Here is a 15124-nt window from a genome sequence, read left to right on the forward strand (position 1 = left end):
AGAAAAAAAATATTATGGGGAGACTGCCAGTCTCTTGACCTGATCAGGTTCATCCAGAATCAGCCCATTTTCCTTGTAGGTCTTCAGAACAAAGTGTGTGGCAGTGCTCTGGACCTGGTCCAGTGTCGCTATCTTCTCCGCTACAAAGAAGGCGACCTGTTTCATGGAATTGCCGCGCACTGTAATAGAAATGTCATGCTCTCCGGAAAGTAGCCTTACTGAGCGTACTTCCGGGAACTTGTAAAGCCTCTCGGCAATTGCCTGATATCCCAGTTTGCGTTCCAGTTGAACCTTAAGTTCAATGATAGCATAAACGTAGTTCTCGCCTGCCAGTTCCCAGTCGACGATAGTCTTGTATTTGCGAATGATCTTCGCTTTCTCAAGATATTCGATCTTCCGGCTCACTTCCTCAACGGTCATGCCGGTGAGTGCTGCGATTTCTTCTGGTACGATCCTTGCGTCTTCTTCAAGGATCTCCAGTATGTTGCGTGTTTGCTCATCCATGCCTGAAACATCCCGGGGTTAAAAAAAGATGATCAAGTGAATATTTACTCGATCAATACTGCGTTGACCACGCCATCCTGCCCAGGGCGGCTTGTGACAATAGCATTACCTATTGCGGTCTTGATAACTGAGCCCTTTGTGATGGTGTTACGTCTGATGTAGTGCTCGTTTGCAGCGTTGTCAACAACTGTTTCGATAGCTGAAACAACTGTCTTTCCGTCTGAAGGGGTTGTGACGTTTGCAACGTTACTCTGCAGGAGCCTTACTTTCCTGTTTCCGCCACGTGTTGATATGTTCTTCCTTTTTGTATCAGCAACATGTGTTTCTGCAGGCTCACGTCCGAGTTCATGTTTCCTCTTACCACGTGATGATTTGATCTTTGCTCCTGTGTATTTCCTTTTTGATCTTCCCTGAAATTGCATAAATTTGTCCTCTTATTTATTATTAGTAGAATGAATCTCTATCATATATAATCGGTTAATGGACTTCCTTTACTAATAGGATTCTATATGAACTTTTCGAGCCGCTCAGCTTTGCCGTAAGTATCCATTGGGGATGCAAATGTGATAACAGATAAATAATTTTATCGCATAATACTTCCTACATGCTTCTTGTAACATTTTTAGGGACGGGTGGTTCTTTACCCACCAAGAACCGCAATCCTTCCGCGATCATGGTCAACAGGGATGGTGAACTCATCATGTTCGACTGCGGGGAAGGTGCTCAGCAGCAGATGATGCGTGCAAAGACCGGAATGATGAACCTCTCATCTATATTTATCACGCATTTCCATGCAGATCACATTCTCGGTATACCCGGTCTTGTACAGACCATGTCCTTCCAGGGCAGGACCGAACCACTCACCATATATGGTCCGGAATGGGTGGAAGAGTTCGTAAAGTTGCTCTCGGCCCTTGGCTACTACAAGCTGAAGTTCGAGATCAAGGCTGTCAGGATGGAGCGCGGTGATGTTGTAAAGCGGGATGGTTATTCTGTTGTTGCTTTACAGACAGAACATAATGTACGCAGTATCGGGTATGCTCTAGTAGAAGATCCGCGGCCGGGAAAGTTCGATCGGAACAAAGCTGTGGAACTTGGTGTTCCGGTCGGTCCGCTCTTTTCAAAACTTCATAAAGGGGAGGATGTGGAAGTGGATGGCAGGGTCATAAGCTCTGAAGATGTGGTGGGTGAGTCCCGTCCCGGAAGGACTATCATCTACAGCGGTGACACGAGACCATGCAGGGATATTCTGGAAGCTAGTGAGAATGCTGATCTCCTTATACATGACGGAACGCTTGCTGACGAAAAGCTGGAATGGGCAAAGGAAGCAAAGCATTCAACAGCAGGCGAGGCTGCAGCACTGGCAAAGAAAGCGGGTGTCAAAAGACTGGTGCTGACGCACATCAGTTCAAGGTATTCAGATGATGTTTCTCCTTTGCTAGAAGATGCAAAAGCAATATTTAAGGATGTTATAATTGCAGAAGACCTGATGTCCATCGAAGTCCCTTATCAGGGATGAATAAGCTTCGATAATTGTCATTTTCTGCATTACACAACTTTTTTAAGTTCAGGCACCCAAACTATTACTTGTAATGGTTGGTGGTGCCATGTTAGATGAACGACATACGTACAAGTCTCATGATTCTGATGGAAAAGAAGTCATTGATCCCTATCATATAAATGAGTTCAATGATGTGATAATGAAGATAGCTTCCCTGAAGGACAAGGATCTCCGGATATCCCGGGGCATCGATACAATTACGACTAAGGTCTGTAATACTGCAATACGGCTTGCAAAAGATGATCATGAAATGCCCTTAGATCGTATTGATCAGGCAATTGCACTGAATTTTGCAAGTTCAGAGCAGGTAGAGCATGATATTAACAGGATCATCTCTGAAAAGATGAACCTTGGTCAGATGTTCCGATACCCTGAAACCTTCCGTTATGACCAGATCCGTAAGAAGGACCTTGTTCCTCGTAAAGTTCCTGAGGAAAAGAAACTGGGCATCAATATAAATTATGCAATAGAGGCATTATATGCACAGGAGAATTCCGCAGACCAGTGGAATATTATTGTCAATCATGAATGGTTCGAGCTTAGTACTGAACCGATCTTCGATCTGATGCCCGAGATGTTGCCTTCAAATTCGGAATATGACACAACAGCGGGGGTGGTTAATATACTCCACTTCTTCGATATGGATTCAATACGCAGGGAGTGGTCAGGTCCTGTCGATCTGTTCTATCAGGGGTGTGTGGATACATTAATGGAGCACACTGTTGCTGAAATTGAGGTTCCTGATGAAAATGGTCTTAGTCACACTTACAAGATTGAGTGGATCGATGAATGAGTGACGACTGAATAAATTAAACAATACATTAAATAACAAATAAAAAAGTAAACGCTGGGGTATGATCAGATCATAGTCCAGTCCAGTTCGTTATCGTTTTCATCATAGAGGTGGACTTCCATGGACATTTCCTCTAATCCATAAGGCAGTTCCTTTACACCTATGAAGAGTGAATCTCCGATGTTTACGTTGAAACCATCTGCCTTGACCTTCGCAAAGTATACTCTGCCTCCGGATTCCACGTCCTCGACGGTAACTCCTTTCCACTGCTTCAGGTTGTCAATAATGTTCACTACTTTGCATTCGAACCTGTCATTTTCTTTGATGGTGGTCATAATATCACATTTAACTTATTAGGATTAAGCTTCCATTTTTCATATATAAAGTCTATTCAAAGCACCGGTGTCTTCTTTTTTCACCAGTTTGGAAATAGCATTCTCAAAAAGTTCCTGTCTGACCTCTTCTTGGTCATCTATGATCGCCTGGTGCAATGCATTCTTGAGAACTTTTTCCACGATGTCCCTTCCTGAAAGCCCTGCTGTAAGCTTTGCGATCCTTTGCAGGTCAATATCTCTGGCAGGAAGCGGGAATGTGCTGATGTTCTGTTCGATTATCATATAGCGGTCCTGCTCATCAGGTAACATGAACTCGATCTCTTCCTCAAATCTGCTCCTTACGGCAGAATCAAGGCTATCGATGCGGTTCGTTGCTCCGATGGTGCAGACTCCCTTACGCTCTACAATTCCATCCATTTCGGTAAGGAGTGCGTTCACGATCTCTGCAACATCTCCTCTTAGTTCCTGGAATTTCCTGTCCAGTGCAATGGCATCCAGTTCGTCAATGAAGATTATGCATGGCTGCATCTCTTCAGCCCTATCGTAGAGCTGGTGTATCTGACGGGCACCTTCTCCTACAAATTCCCCAATAAGTTGTGTGGCTTTTATAGGTAACAGTGGTACCTCTGTTTTGTTGGCAAGGGCTTTTGCGAGCATTGTCTTGCCGGTCCCGGATGGGCCAAAGAACAGTACATTTCGGGGTGCCCATTTACCAAACCTGTCCGGTTCTTCGAGAAAACGCTCGATAAGCTTACATTTCCTGCGGGCAGTTGTCTGGCCGATAACATCTTCAAATGTGATCCTGGTCGCAAACTCAGGTGTAATAGGGATCTTTTCATCCTGATTGACAATGATTGTGGTTTCCATTCCAATGACCGATTCGGGTGGTTCCACGTCGAGGACCTTGTAAGCAAAGTCGGGATACATCCTGTGGTCAAAAAGGTATTCTCCCTTGCGTGCCAGAAACCCCTTCCACTGCTTTCTTGCATAATGTTCGAAGATATCTGGATCCTCTATCTCGGGATATTCATCAAGCATACTGCTAAGCGGATACCCCTGAGGCTTTAGTATGACTATGTCTGCAGTGGAGTCGGATGGCTCGATGTTCTCTTCCCGATTTCTTTTTAGTGTTGTCTTCTGGGCAGATCTGACTATTTTATCAACTCATTTTCGTCTTACAATGGGGTATTAGTAAACGATCTGATTTAATCTATTTCCTGAAAGCTCCTCCTCTATATATTACATGGACCTCTCATAATAGATATAATACTTATCTTAGAATGGGGCAACTAATTACATTTCTGTATATGACCTTAACGGGATAATTATTATATATTGACTTGTGATGTATTACATGAAAAAAATGATAGTTCTATAAATATGTTTTATCCTGTGCCAGAATGTGTGCATGATATCAGGTTTGTTAGTGTGCTTTCCTTAATATGATGGTACACAGGTCCACCTGATAAACTTAAAACAACATCTATCAATTTTTAATAATAATCGTTCAAAAGTGGTAATGATGGAGCAAATTTTGGTTGTGGAAGATAATCCAATGAACATGGAACTGACCGTGGTCCTGCTGGAATCCTGGGGCTACAAGGTTGGGCAGGCAGAAGATGGTGCACAAGCTCTTAAAGAAGTTAAGGGGGGCAATTATGACCTCATTTTGCTGGATATGCAGCTTCCTCGTATGGATGGGCTTGAGGTACTTGAGTATCTTAAGAATGATCTGGAAACTGCAGATATACCTGTGGTAGCCCTTACAGCCCATTCAATGACCGGTGATGGGAGTAAGTTCCTGGATGCCGGATGTACGGGGTATATTTCCAAACCCATCAATGTTCCGGAATTCAGGGATCAAATAGCTGATTACCTAAAGGGGTCTGCTTAACTGCCTTATTTTTGGTGTAAAAATGAATGACAATTCTGTTCCAAAAATACTGGTCGTCGATGATGAACCGTTAAATGTGGAGCTAATGGAGGTCTATCTTTCCGGGGATTATGAGGTTATCCCTGCTTATGGTGGAGCAGAGGGACTTGAAAAGGTGAGAACTGAAGACCTCGATCTGGTCCTTCTCGACGTCATGATGCCTGGGATAAGTGGTTTTGATGTTTGTAGGACCCTGAAGGAGGATCCTCTTTATCAGTTCATACCTGTTGTTATGGTAACTGCCCTTTCAGGTAAAGATGATAAGATAAAAAGTATAGAGGCAGGTGCGGACGATTTTCTTTCAAAACCAGTTGACAGGCTTGAGCTTGAGACAAGGGTTAAGTCCCTCATAAAGATCAGGCAATTGCATACTAGCCTCCTGGCCCAGCGTGATCAGGCACAGAACTATCTTGACGTTGCAGGTGTCATTCTTCTGGTACTGGATAAGGACCAGAATGTAACTCTTATCAACAGGAAAGGTTGTGAGGTCCTTGGAAGAAGTGAGGAGGGGATCCTCGGGAAGAATTGGTTCGATTCATTCCTGCAGCCAGAGAAAGCCGAATACCCCAAAAAGGTATTTTCCCGCTTGCTCGAGGGTGGAATTGATGAATTGGAATACTTTGAGAACCCAATACTCACTGCCGACGGTGAAGAACGGCTAATAAGCTGGCATAATTCCATTCTTACGGATAAGAAGGGCAATGTTACAGGTGTCTTAAGTTCCGGTGAAGATATCACGGAACGTACAAAAACAGAGGCCGCATTGAAAGATTATGCAAAGCAGCTGGAGCATTCCAACGAATTGAAGGACCTTTTTATCGATATTATCAGGCATGATCTTATGAATCCTGCTGGTGCTGTAAAAGGCTTCACCGACCTGCTCCTTAAGAGGGGTAAGCTTGAAGATGGGGACCTGCGTATGCTTCAGGCGATCAAACGTACGAACACTAAACTGATCACTATGATCGAAAGTGCGGCTACTTTTGCAAAGATCGAGTCAGTTTCTGAGGTAAAGCTCAAGAGGATGGATCTCGGGGGGATCCTTAACAACGTTGCGCAAACCCTTGGGCCACAACTGAAAGGAAATAGGATAAAACTGAATATGTCAATTGAAGGTCCTTATCCTGCACTTGTCGATCCGATGATCGAGCAGGTCTTTGTGAACCTTCTTTCAAATGCAATAAAGTACAGTCCTCAGAATACCTGTGTTTCTGTGGAAATGGAGGATCTTGGCAGGGAATGGAGGGTCAAGGTCATAGACCAGGGTTTTGGTATCCTTGATGAAGATAAAGAACTGGTCTTTGAACGTTTTAAGAGGATGGATAAAGGTAATATCAAAGGCACAGGCTTGGGTCTTGCTATTGTCAGGAGGATCGTTGACTTGCATGAGGGTAAAGTCGGTGTTGCTGACAATCCGAATGGAAACGGCAGCATTTTCTGGGTCACTTTGAAAAAGCCATAATTCTGCTTATCTACTCTTTTTAAATCTTTATTTTCATTCGGTTTTGTTTTTTTTTGTATAGCGTTGCTGCTGGTTCCAACAACTTTAATATAGATGTATCCAATGACCATTTGGATTTTAATTATCATGAGGCAGTAATATGAAACTTGATGAGGTCACAATTTCAAGAGCGATTATAGACGAGTTCTCTAAAGTATTCCTTGATTATACAGAAGTTGATGTTGCACTTGTGGGTGGAGGTCCTGCAAATCTTGTAGCTGCAAAATATCTTGCAGAAGCCGGGTTAAAAACGGTGATCTATGAGAAGAAATTGTCCATTGGTGGCGGCATGTGGGCTGGCGGTATGATGTTCCCGCGCATTGTTGTCCAGGAAGAGGCACGCCATATACTGGATGATTTCGATATTACCTATCATGAATACGAGAAAGGTTATTACATAGCCAATTCCGTTGAGTCTGTTGGCAAGCTCATAAGTGGTGCAACAACTGCAGGTACTGAGATATTCAACCTTGTGAATGTTGAGGATGTCATGATAAGGGAAAATGATGAGGTATGTGGCCTTGTTATCAACTGGACCGCTGTGGAGATCGGAAGACTTCATGTTGATCCTCTGGCAATACGTGCCAAGGTCGTGGTCGATGGTACCGGTCATGAGGCAGCTGTCTGTAACACTGTGCAGCGCAAGGTTCCAGGCGCAAAACTGGGAGATCTTGGTGTTGTCGGTGAGAAGCCAATGTGGGCGGATGTGGGTGAACGTATGCTTCTGGAAACAACAAAGGAAGTATATCCAAACCTGTATGTTGACGGAATGGCAGCCAATGCTGTAGCTGGTGCACCACGTATGGGTCCGGTATTCGGTGGAATGCTTCTTTCCGGTAAACAGGTGGCTGAGCTTATTATTGAAAGGCTCAAATGAAGCTTCTATCTTCATTTTGAGGAAAAAGCTTATCTAACAAAAGTACTAGTATAAGGTGCTTCGCTGTGAAGCACCCTATTACCGTGCCGGGGTAGGGTAGCGGTTATCCTGTAGCCCTGTGGAGGCTACGATCCGAGTTCGACTCTCGGTCCCGGCCCCATTCCTTTTACTATTCTAAAATTGTTATTTTTGAATCTTCTTAGGAATTATCTTTAAATTCGTCTTAATAATTCTCTTATAATTCTCTTATAATTTATCTTAAGATTTATCCTATAATTATTTCATAATTTATCTTGGAACTCTTCCATATAACACACAATGTTGATACACTCTTTATGTTAACATTTCAACTCTTGACTTTTTATTGTCAATGTCTTAGTACAGTGCTTTAGCTACTTCTGTATTTTACAGTTTTAAAAGCGTACTGGAAATTACAAAGGCCAGTTATGTGATAATGAATTTAAAAAAAGAAACAATGCGGCTGTGATAGCCGCTATTACATTTCGAATGCCCTGTCAAATTCAGGATATAGTTCTGAGTTATCTGCAAGTTCCTCGAAGGCCTCATGTCTTGGACTGACGATCACAACATGTGCAGGAGGATGTATCTTCCTTAACTTACTGATCGCAGCACCTGCATTGGTATCAAGTTCCACCAAAGCAGCAGAATTGCATCTTGCTTTTAATGCTACTCCGGAAACGCTTACAAGAAGCTGATCTGCATATTCTGGTTCGATCCTTTTTGGATTTGAGCCAAATTTCATACTCCCATAGTGTTCAAGATCGTGCAAAGCTATTTTAATTTTGTTCGGGTCCTCTGCCCGAATCACCGCAAAAGATTTCATTTTTTGTCCCCACATAAACTTTATTGAAGTTTAATAAAATGAATAGAGTCATAAAGATATATCAATCTTTGGATATTGTTCTCTATTTTATTATTTTATGACTTCAAAGAAAAGTAATCTTTACTTGCCCAGTTCCTTTGACCTTGTGGAGGATTCAATTACTGCATTCATGAAAGCAGCCCTGATCCCACTCTCTTCGAGGGTGTGTATTCCTCGGATCGTGGTTCCTGCAGGGGATGTCACCATGTCCTTAAGTTCTCCTGGGTGCATTCCGGTCTCAAGGACCATCTTTGCAGCACCAAGCACCGTCTGTGCGGCAAGTGTTATGGCGCTTGCACGGTCAAGCCCTTCATAGACTGCACCGTCCGCCATTGCTTCGATAACAGGGAATATGTATGCAGGACCACTGCCTGAAAGTCCCGTGACCGCGTCCATGAGCTTTTCCGGGACTTCGATAGCACTTCCGAGGGACCTGAAGACCTCAAGTGCGACCTCTGCATCTTCTGCGGTTGCGTTCGTTCCGGTACATATGGCCGATGCAGCTTCAGCGACTGTTGCAGCGATATTTGGCATTACGCGTATGACCCTTGTATCGCTGTTCAACTCGTCTTCAATAGCAGCAAGGGGGACGCCGGCAGCAATTGATATTACGAGCTTGTCGGATGTGATGTCATCTTTTATCTGTGCAAGTATGCCTTTAAGTATCTGTGGTTTTATTGCAAGAACAACAATATCGGAGTTCACGATGGTATGGGCGTTATCTGTGGAGACGCTGATGCCCAGTTCATTGTTAAGCTTCTTTAGGGCAGGTTCGTAGACATCGCTTGCATAGATGCTGATGTCACTGTGTGCTCCAAGAATACCTCTTATAAGGGATTCTCCCATTTTTCCTGTGCCTATGAATCCGATCTTCTTGTCTGTAAGGTGCATGTTTTTTCCTTTTCCTGATTAGAAATATTTGATGCTTAGTCCGTTTGAATAAAATAGAAAGGTCATTTAATGAATGACCCTGGGTTGCTTTCTTATTTTCTCTTGATGGTCACAATATCGCCAAGTGTCGTACCTTTGTTCAGGCGATCAGCATTCCATTCCCCTTCGCCAAGGCGTTCTGTAAGGTGGATATTGAGTGTTCTCTCGATCTTCTTTCTTACAGAATCTTCGGGGATGATCTCTGCTCGTTCGATCTTCTTGATAAGTGATGCCTTTTCCTTTACCTTTGTGGCAAGCACTTCCTGGCTCCATCCTCGTTTTTCACGGGCATCGCGTATGATCTTGTCGTATTCATCAACAAGTTCATCGTTAAGTTCTGCAAAAGGATCGCGTCTTTGTCCGGTCTTTTTAGGGACATCTCTTCTTATTTGGGGAGATACTGGTGATATCTTCCTGGATACGGGTGAGCGAGCTTTTACTGCAGTTCCATACTGTGAGCATTTGCTGCACACTTTAAGCTGGCTTCCGTCAATTGTGACTTCTACTGCCTGTCCTTTGATCTCTGTGCCACATATTTCGCATTGCATCTGGTATCATCTCTTAAAGGCTCTTTGCATTGCTCTTTACGAAAGGGCTATATATCGTCTCTACTTAAATATTATTCGGGACTATGAGCGAAACAATTGATGATGAACCAAGAAACGATAACTACGGCTTCCATAGTATTGGTAATAATGCCGGGGATCTCGTTTCCGGAAGTGACGAGGACTTTTCTAAATATCTGCTGGATCGAATGAAGCAGCTGGAGTCTCGCAACACGCTCCTTAAAGAGCAATGTGGGCAGATGGAGTCTGAAAAGCGCTTTATGGAATCCCAGAAGCTCAAGTATGAGCGTGAGTCTCACAGGCTCCAAACGGAGCTGGATCAGTTGAAATCCGTGCCTCTGGTAGTTGCAAATGTGGTTGATGTTTTTGATGATGACAAGGTTCTGATCAGAAGCAGCACCGGTCCGCAATTCCTTGTAAAGGCGTCTCTGGAACTTGATAAGGATATGCTGGCTCCCGGTGCCAGGGTGGCTTTGAACCAGCAGACATTAGCCGTCGTTGAGATCATTCCTGAATCAGATGAGCCGGTTGTATCTGCTATGGAAGTGATCGACTCTCAGGAGGTCGATTATTCCCAGATAGGTGGGCTCGATGATCAGATAAGGGAGATCAGTGAATCAGTTGAACTCCCTCTCACAAGGCCGGAATCCTTTGTGCGCATAGGCATCTCCCCGCCGAAAGGGGTAATGCTTTATGGTCCTCCCGGAACCGGGAAGACGCTGCTTGCCAAAGCTGTGGCACACAGGACGCATGCTACCTTCATAAGGGTGGTCGGTTCTGAACTTGTACAGAAATACATAGGCGATGGTGCAAAACTTGTGCGCGATATCTTTGAGATGGCAAGAAAGAAAGCACCTGCGATCATATTTATCGATGAGCTGGATGCAATTGCTGCTACGCGTTTGAACGATACCAATGGTGCGGACCGTGAGGTACAGCGAACTCTCATGCAGTTGCTTGCCGAGATGGACGGTTTTGATAACAGGGGCGATGTTCGCATAATAGCCGCAACCAACCGTCCGGATGTGCTTGATCCGGCAATAATCCGCCCGGGAAGGTTCGACCGTGTGATCGAGATCTCTCTTCCTGATCAGATCGGTCGTGAGACTATATTCCGCATTCATACTGACCGGCTTTCAATTGATGACGATGTTGATCATGCGAAGCTGGCCAAACTCACTGAAGGTGCAAGTGGTGCGGATATAGGAGCTATTGTTATGGAGGCCGGTATGTTCGCGGTTCGCCAGAACAATGACAGTATCAGTATGTCTAACCTGCTTGAAGCCGTGGACAAGGTCATGTCATCACCGGATGTCATAACTGACCAGTCCCTTCAGATGTTCTCATAACACTTTCAGATCGGTCGTGTGAGCTTGGTTTTTCATATCAAACCGGAGATAAGGATCCTTGGTATCGATGATTCTGCACTGATACGTGACAACATACTGATAGTCGGGGCTTTCTTCCGGGGCGGTCAGTGGCTGGATGGGGTGATGCGTTCTGAGGTCACCCGGGACGGGATGGATGCTACTGACAGGATCGTGGGAATGGTAACTTCAAGCAAGCATTATGATCAGATAAGGGTCATTATGCTGGATGGGGTTACATACGGTGGTTTCAATCCGGTGGATATTGTAAGGTTGAACGAGGAAACCGGCATCCCTGTTATTGTCCTTATGCGTGAGATCCCGGATCTTGAAAAAATAAAAAGTGCACTGTGTCATCTGCCGGATGCCGATAAGCGATTGCAGATGATGATGCGCGCAGGGCGTGTCATTAGGACAATATCAAAGGACCCCTCGAATCCTGTTTTCATTCAGTGTGCAGGCATTGAACCCTGCCTGGCATGCGATATAGTCCGGCTGTCTTCCACAAGGGGAAACATTCCCGAACCTTTACGTGTCGCTCACATGATCGCCACAGGCATCATCTGTGGTGAATCAAGGGGGAAGGCCTGATGATCAGACCTTGCATTTCTCGACCAGTTCCACACCTTCGTTCATAAGCTCTTCAGCTCTTTCCTTTGTTTTTGCTTCCGCGAATATACGGATTATGGGTTCGGTTCCGGATGGTCTGATAAGCATCCATCCATCCTCGTGCCAGACCTTGACGCCATCGGTTGTATCAACTTCGTATTTTCCACCCATAACGTGTTCCTTGATGCTCTCCATGGCTGCCTGAAGTTCACTGCAGCGGATCTTTGTCTTGGAATTGAAATATTCAGGAACGCTTTTCACAAGGGATGATAATGTTTTTCCGGATGCCATGATCTCAAGCAGCTTTGCAGATGCCATGGCGCCGTCGCGGCAGTACTGGTGCTCCGGGAAGATAAGTCCGCCATTGCCCTCTCCTCCAAAGACTGCACCTGTTTCCATCATCTTTCTTGCCACATTGATGGAACCGACGGCTGTCCAGTGAAGCTCGACCTCTGCTTCTTCAGCAACGTCCAGCATCCGCTGGGAAGAGCTTACAGGTGTAACGATAGGACCTTTGTTATTTTCCAGGATGTATTTTGCCATCATGGAAAGGAGTATCTCCTCATCAATGAAATCTCCGTTCTCATCGAAGAAAACTGCCCTGTCAGCATCTCCGTCCTGTGCGACACCCATGTCTGCACCACTGCTCTTTACGATGTCTGCAAGCTCTGTCAGGACATCAGGGGTAGGTTCAGGGTTGCGCCATGGGAACGTCCCGTCGATCTGTGCATTAAGTGTGATGACCTCACAGCCAAGTCTCCTGAGCAGGAATGGTAATGTGAGAGAGCCGGCACCGCAACCAGTATCCACAACGACCTTGAATCGTTTTTCCCGTATATTTTCAGCATTCACTGAATTGATGACGCCGTTGATGTAGTACTCGTTGGCATTGTTGTCTATGTGGAAGTTGCCTGTCCTGTCCCAGTTTGCGGTGGAGAACTCCTTTGACATGTAGATCCTTTCGACAACTTTCTCTCCTTCCCGTGAGAACTCGCTTCCGTCTCCTGCAACCAGTTTTATCCCGTTGTACTCTCTGGGGTTGTGGGATGCGGTAACTCCGATCCCTGCATCAGCATGGTCCCTTACATAGTATTGTATTGCAGGTATTGGTGCAGTACCTATGTCTATGACAGTCACTCCTGTGGAAAGTGCTCCTGCGATAGATGCAGACTTAAGCATCTCTCCGGATATTCTTGTATCGCGGCCGATAGCGATAATGCCCTTTGAGCCCATATAGGTCCCAAGGCTTTTTGCAACATCTATTGCAAGCTGCGGTGTGATGTATTCATTGGCAATGCCCCTTACTCCGTTTGTACCGAAAAATGCCATTTAATATCTCCTTTTTACAATTGCTTGCATATGGGTTCTGACACTATTTTATATTTTTGAGATGACATTTGACCAAGTTTAAATTATATGAGTTCTAATCTATGGCACATGATGATGCGTGACAAAGGGAAACTGGTTATCTGGCCGGCAAACCTGGACCGATCCAGGTCCAGAAAAGGTGGCAGGATCATCTCCAGGAAAAGTTCTGTGGAGAAACCCGATCTCAGAGAACTCTCGAAAGCTGCTGAGAAGCTGAACCTGCACCCTGAAGTAGAAGCCGATAAAAAATATCCTCGTTCATGGTGGGAAGGAAGCGGTCGTATACTGGTTGATAATGAAGAGCCAAAGACCATGGTTGCGAGAAAGATCGCAAAATCAATTAAGGAAGCACGTGGCGGCTGAAGTCGGATCATTATTTTATCCGACATTTGTTTTATCAGTTCTTTAATTAAGTAGACTTAACTAAGTGAACTTAAACTAAGTGTAATGTGAATACTAAGACTAAGGTCAAAAAGGCGACCGTAAAAGCTATCTTGGTCTTAGATTGAATAAGCTCAAAATAAAAAGTGTGAATTAGGTTATGGCCAGAGGCCAAAACCTGCACTTAATGCAAGAATAACAATTCCACAGAGTGCTCCAAAGAGCATAACTGTTTTTGGTTGCAGGTGAATTGCTCTTTTATCCGCATCATAGTATCTCATGAGACCTGCAGATGACATAAGCCCACTTCCGCTAGATTTTTGTTTAGCCATATTCTCTCCAATTGTTTTTTAAATTTTTAAACTTTGTGGCTGTTACATTATTACTTCATCCAGCAGGAAAGGTGGCTGGAATATTCCTTTTTCAGTAACTATCGCGGTAATGTTCTCCATTGGAGTGGTGTCAAATGCCGGATTGTACACCCTGACATTCGCCGGAGCTATCTGTTCACCAGCCATATAGCGAAGTTCATCTCCATCCCTTTCTTCGATCTTCACTGTCTCCTCCCATCCATTAGGGTCGAATGTGGAGACCGGTGCTGCAACAAAGAATGGGATCTCATGTTCCCTTGCAAGCACTGAATGGGTGTAAGTCCCGATCTTGTTGAAAACAACGTCCTGCGTGACCCTGTCTGCACCCACTATTACTTTGTCGACCATGCCGTTCTTCATCACATGACCGGACATTGAATCTGTGATAAGTGTGACCGGGATGTTGTCTTGCATAAGTTCCCATGTAGTGATGCGACCTCCCTGGTTCAATGGGCGTGTCTCGCAGGCAATTACCTCTATCTCCTTTCCCTTTTCCACTGCAGACCGGATCACTCCCAGTGCTGTGCCCCAGTCCACACATGCCATCCTGCCGGCATTGCAGTGTGTCATCACCCTGTCGCCATCTTCAAGCAGCTTGTGGCCGTGCTTGCCGATCGACTTGTTGACCTTCACATCCTCATCTGCAATTCTTATTGCCTCGGATATCACAATGTCCTGGATGCTGTCAAGGTCATAGGCATCTTCTGTGGCTTTTAGTACCCTGTTCACAGCCCATGCAAGGTTCACAGCTGTAGGCCGTGTTGCCTTGAGGGTGTCAGCAGCGACCTTCAGGTCCTTGAGCAGCGTTTCCATGGAAGTCGCACTGCTGAGAGTAACTGCAAGCGCCATTCCAAATCCGCCTGCTGCTGCGAGTGCAGGAGCACCCCTGACCCTCAGTGACCTGATAGCTTCACAAATGGAGGCAAGGTTATCGCATTCAATGATCTTGAGCTCTTTTGGTAGGTATGTCTGGTCTACCAGTGTGATATTTTTGGATTCATCATTCCAGTCTATTGTTCTCATGTGGACCACTTCATGACCTCTAATGGCACTTCCGGATAAAAAAGTATTCAATCTGTTCTTCCACTAAAGTGGTCGTTGAAGTGGTAGTATTTTTTGTGATCATCCTACATTCTTTTTATATA

18 protein-coding genes and 1 tRNA gene are annotated in these 15124 nt (G+C 44.8%); 9 read left to right on the top strand and 10 right to left on the bottom strand.

Annotated elements, in window-relative coordinates; all coding sequences use genetic code 11:
* Positions 1-12: 12 nt before the first annotated feature.
* Positions 13-504: an Lrp/AsnC family transcriptional regulator gene (locus BMX02_RS04470; RefSeq protein WP_091689499.1), complete on the bottom strand. Its 492-nt coding sequence runs from the start codon at positions 502-504 to the stop codon at positions 13-15.
* 44 nt (positions 505-548) lie between these two features.
* Entirely contained in the window at positions 549-926 is a 378-nt protein-coding gene (locus BMX02_RS04475) for a 30S ribosomal protein S8e (protein WP_091689500.1), read from the bottom strand.
* 182 nt (positions 927-1108) lie between these two features.
* Between BMX02_RS04475 and BMX02_RS04480 the strand changes: the two genes are divergently transcribed.
* Both BMX02_RS04480 and BMX02_RS04485 read left to right on the top strand, forming a co-directional pair.
* On the top strand, positions 1109-2023 hold the full coding sequence (locus tag BMX02_RS04480) for a ribonuclease Z (protein WP_091689501.1): 915 nt from the start codon (positions 1109-1111) through the stop codon (positions 2021-2023).
* An 88-nt stretch (positions 2024-2111) separates the two neighbouring features.
* Positions 2112-2858: a hypothetical protein gene (locus BMX02_RS04485; RefSeq protein ID WP_135643930.1), complete on the top strand. Its 747-nt coding sequence runs from the start codon at positions 2112-2114 to the stop codon at positions 2856-2858.
* Between the two features lie 65 nt (positions 2859-2923).
* On the opposite strand, the gene BMX02_RS04490 is transcribed toward BMX02_RS04485, so the two are convergent.
* Both BMX02_RS04490 and BMX02_RS04495 read right to left on the bottom strand, forming a co-directional pair.
* Positions 2924-3193: a hypothetical protein gene (locus tag BMX02_RS04490; RefSeq protein ID WP_091689503.1), complete on the bottom strand. Its 270-nt coding sequence runs from the start codon at positions 3191-3193 to the stop codon at positions 2924-2926.
* A gap of 39 nt (positions 3194-3232) precedes the next feature.
* Complete coding sequence (locus tag BMX02_RS04495) at positions 3233-4348, bottom strand: AAA family ATPase (protein ID WP_091689504.1); 1116 nt, start codon at positions 4346-4348, stop codon at positions 3233-3235.
* Positions 4349-4715: 367 nt separating this feature from the next.
* On the opposite strand from BMX02_RS04495, the gene BMX02_RS04500 reads away from it, so the two are divergent.
* The 4 genes from BMX02_RS04500 to BMX02_RS04515 all read left to right on the top strand — a co-directional run bounded on the left by BMX02_RS04500 (position 4716) and on the right by BMX02_RS04515 (position 7664).
* A complete protein-coding gene (locus BMX02_RS04500) occupies positions 4716-5087 on the top strand; it encodes a response regulator (protein WP_091689505.1) in 372 nt (123 codons plus the stop codon).
* A 22-nt stretch (positions 5088-5109) separates the two neighbouring features.
* Positions 5110-6588, top strand: a complete 1479-nt coding sequence (locus tag BMX02_RS04505; protein WP_091689506.1) for a response regulator — start codon at positions 5110-5112, stop codon at positions 6586-6588.
* 139 nt (positions 6589-6727) lie between these two features.
* Positions 6728-7504: a sulfide-dependent adenosine diphosphate thiazole synthase gene (locus tag BMX02_RS04510; RefSeq protein WP_091689507.1), complete on the top strand. Its 777-nt coding sequence runs from the start codon at positions 6728-6730 to the stop codon at positions 7502-7504.
* Positions 7505-7589: 85 nt separating this feature from the next.
* A tRNA-His gene (locus tag BMX02_RS04515) sits at positions 7590-7664 on the top strand.
* A gap of 336 nt (positions 7665-8000) precedes the next feature.
* Here the strand turns inward: BMX02_RS04515 and BMX02_RS04520 are convergent.
* From BMX02_RS04520 to BMX02_RS04530, 3 genes are all read right to left on the bottom strand, one after another.
* Complete coding sequence (locus tag BMX02_RS04520; RefSeq protein ID WP_091689508.1) at positions 8001-8348, bottom strand: DUF356 domain-containing protein; 348 nt, start codon at positions 8346-8348, stop codon at positions 8001-8003.
* 120 nt (positions 8349-8468) lie between these two features.
* Entirely contained in the window at positions 8469-9278 is an 810-nt protein-coding gene (proC, locus tag BMX02_RS04525) for a pyrroline-5-carboxylate reductase (protein ID WP_091689509.1), read from the bottom strand.
* 92 nt (positions 9279-9370) lie between these two features.
* Positions 9371-9865: a multiprotein bridging factor aMBF1 gene (locus BMX02_RS04530; protein WP_091689510.1), complete on the bottom strand. Its 495-nt coding sequence runs from the start codon at positions 9863-9865 to the stop codon at positions 9371-9373.
* Positions 9866-9948: 83 nt separating this feature from the next.
* Between BMX02_RS04530 and BMX02_RS04535 the strand changes: the two genes are divergently transcribed.
* Together BMX02_RS04535 and BMX02_RS04540 are read left to right on the top strand one after the other, a co-directional pair.
* A complete protein-coding gene (locus BMX02_RS04535; protein WP_091689511.1) occupies positions 9949-11232 on the top strand; it encodes a proteasome-activating nucleotidase in 1284 nt (427 codons plus the stop codon).
* Positions 11233-11250: 18 nt separating this feature from the next.
* Positions 11251-11841, top strand: coding sequence for an endonuclease dU (locus BMX02_RS04540; protein ID WP_091689512.1), 591 nt, complete (start codon positions 11251-11253; stop codon positions 11839-11841).
* A gap of 3 nt (positions 11842-11844) precedes the next feature.
* Here BMX02_RS04540 and glmM read toward each other — a convergent pair whose 3' ends face one another.
* Complete coding sequence (gene glmM, locus BMX02_RS04545; protein WP_091689513.1) at positions 11845-13188, bottom strand: phosphoglucosamine mutase; 1344 nt, start codon at positions 13186-13188, stop codon at positions 11845-11847.
* 114 nt (positions 13189-13302) lie between these two features.
* Here glmM and BMX02_RS04550 point away from each other — a divergent pair, with 114 nt between their 5' ends.
* On the top strand, positions 13303-13590 hold the full coding sequence (locus BMX02_RS04550) for a signal recognition particle protein Srp19 (protein ID WP_091689673.1): 288 nt from the start codon (positions 13303-13305) through the stop codon (positions 13588-13590).
* Positions 13591-13766: 176 nt separating this feature from the next.
* Here BMX02_RS04550 and BMX02_RS04555 read toward each other — a convergent pair whose 3' ends face one another.
* Complete coding sequence (locus BMX02_RS04555; protein ID WP_091689514.1) at positions 13767-13940, bottom strand: preprotein translocase subunit Sec61beta; 174 nt, start codon at positions 13938-13940, stop codon at positions 13767-13769.
* A 42-nt stretch (positions 13941-13982) separates the two neighbouring features.
* Positions 13983-15002, bottom strand: coding sequence for an S-methyl-5-thioribose-1-phosphate isomerase (locus tag BMX02_RS04560; RefSeq protein ID WP_091689515.1), 1020 nt, complete (start codon positions 15000-15002; stop codon positions 13983-13985).
* Between the last annotated feature and the right edge of the window lie 122 nt (positions 15003-15124).

It is taken from the genome of Methanococcoides vulcani, from assembly GCF_900111645.1.
In the GTDB taxonomy this organism is placed as follows: domain Archaea; phylum Halobacteriota; class Methanosarcinia; order Methanosarcinales; family Methanosarcinaceae; genus Methanococcoides; species Methanococcoides vulcani.

What these genes read in the sequence shown, in the direction of transcription:
- BMX02_RS04535 (WP_091689511.1), top strand. Translation starts at nt 9,949, where the DNA reads ATGAGCGAAACAATTGATGATGAACCAAGAAACGATAACTACGGCTTC.
- glmM (WP_091689513.1), bottom strand. Translation starts at nt 13,188, where the DNA reads ATGGCATTTTTCGGTACAAACGGAGTAAGGGGCATTGCCAATGAATAC.
- BMX02_RS04530 (WP_091689510.1), bottom strand. Translation starts at nt 9,865, where the DNA reads ATGCAATGCGAAATATGTGGCACAGAGATCAAAGGACAGGCAGTAGAA.
- BMX02_RS04490 (WP_091689503.1), bottom strand. Translation starts at nt 3,193, where the DNA reads ATGACCACCATCAAAGAAAATGACAGGTTCGAATGCAAAGTAGTGAAC.
- BMX02_RS04555 (WP_091689514.1), bottom strand. Translation starts at nt 13,940, where the DNA reads ATGGCTAAACAAAAATCTAGCGGAAGTGGGCTTATGTCATCTGCAGGT.
- proC (WP_091689509.1), bottom strand. Translation starts at nt 9,278, where the DNA reads ATGCACCTTACAGACAAGAAGATCGGATTCATAGGCACAGGAAAAATG.
- BMX02_RS04520 (WP_091689508.1), bottom strand. Translation starts at nt 8,348, where the DNA reads ATGAAATCTTTTGCGGTGATTCGGGCAGAGGACCCGAACAAAATTAAA.
- BMX02_RS04500 (WP_091689505.1), top strand. Translation starts at nt 4,716, where the DNA reads ATGGAGCAAATTTTGGTTGTGGAAGATAATCCAATGAACATGGAACTG.
- BMX02_RS04510 (WP_091689507.1), top strand. Translation starts at nt 6,728, where the DNA reads ATGAAACTTGATGAGGTCACAATTTCAAGAGCGATTATAGACGAGTTC.
- BMX02_RS04505 (WP_091689506.1), top strand. Translation starts at nt 5,110, where the DNA reads ATGAATGACAATTCTGTTCCAAAAATACTGGTCGTCGATGATGAACCG.
- BMX02_RS04485 (WP_135643930.1), top strand. Translation starts at nt 2,112, where the DNA reads ATGTTAGATGAACGACATACGTACAAGTCTCATGATTCTGATGGAAAA.
- BMX02_RS04560 (WP_091689515.1), bottom strand. Translation starts at nt 15,002, where the DNA reads ATGAGAACAATAGACTGGAATGATGAATCCAAAAATATCACACTGGTA.
- BMX02_RS04480 (WP_091689501.1), top strand. Translation starts at nt 1,109, where the DNA reads ATGCTTCTTGTAACATTTTTAGGGACGGGTGGTTCTTTACCCACCAAG.
- BMX02_RS04470 (WP_091689499.1), bottom strand. Translation starts at nt 504, where the DNA reads ATGGATGAGCAAACACGCAACATACTGGAGATCCTTGAAGAAGACGCA.
- BMX02_RS04475 (WP_091689500.1), bottom strand. Translation starts at nt 926, where the DNA reads ATGCAATTTCAGGGAAGATCAAAAAGGAAATACACAGGAGCAAAGATC.
- BMX02_RS04550 (WP_091689673.1), top strand. Translation starts at nt 13,303, where the DNA reads ATGCGTGACAAAGGGAAACTGGTTATCTGGCCGGCAAACCTGGACCGA.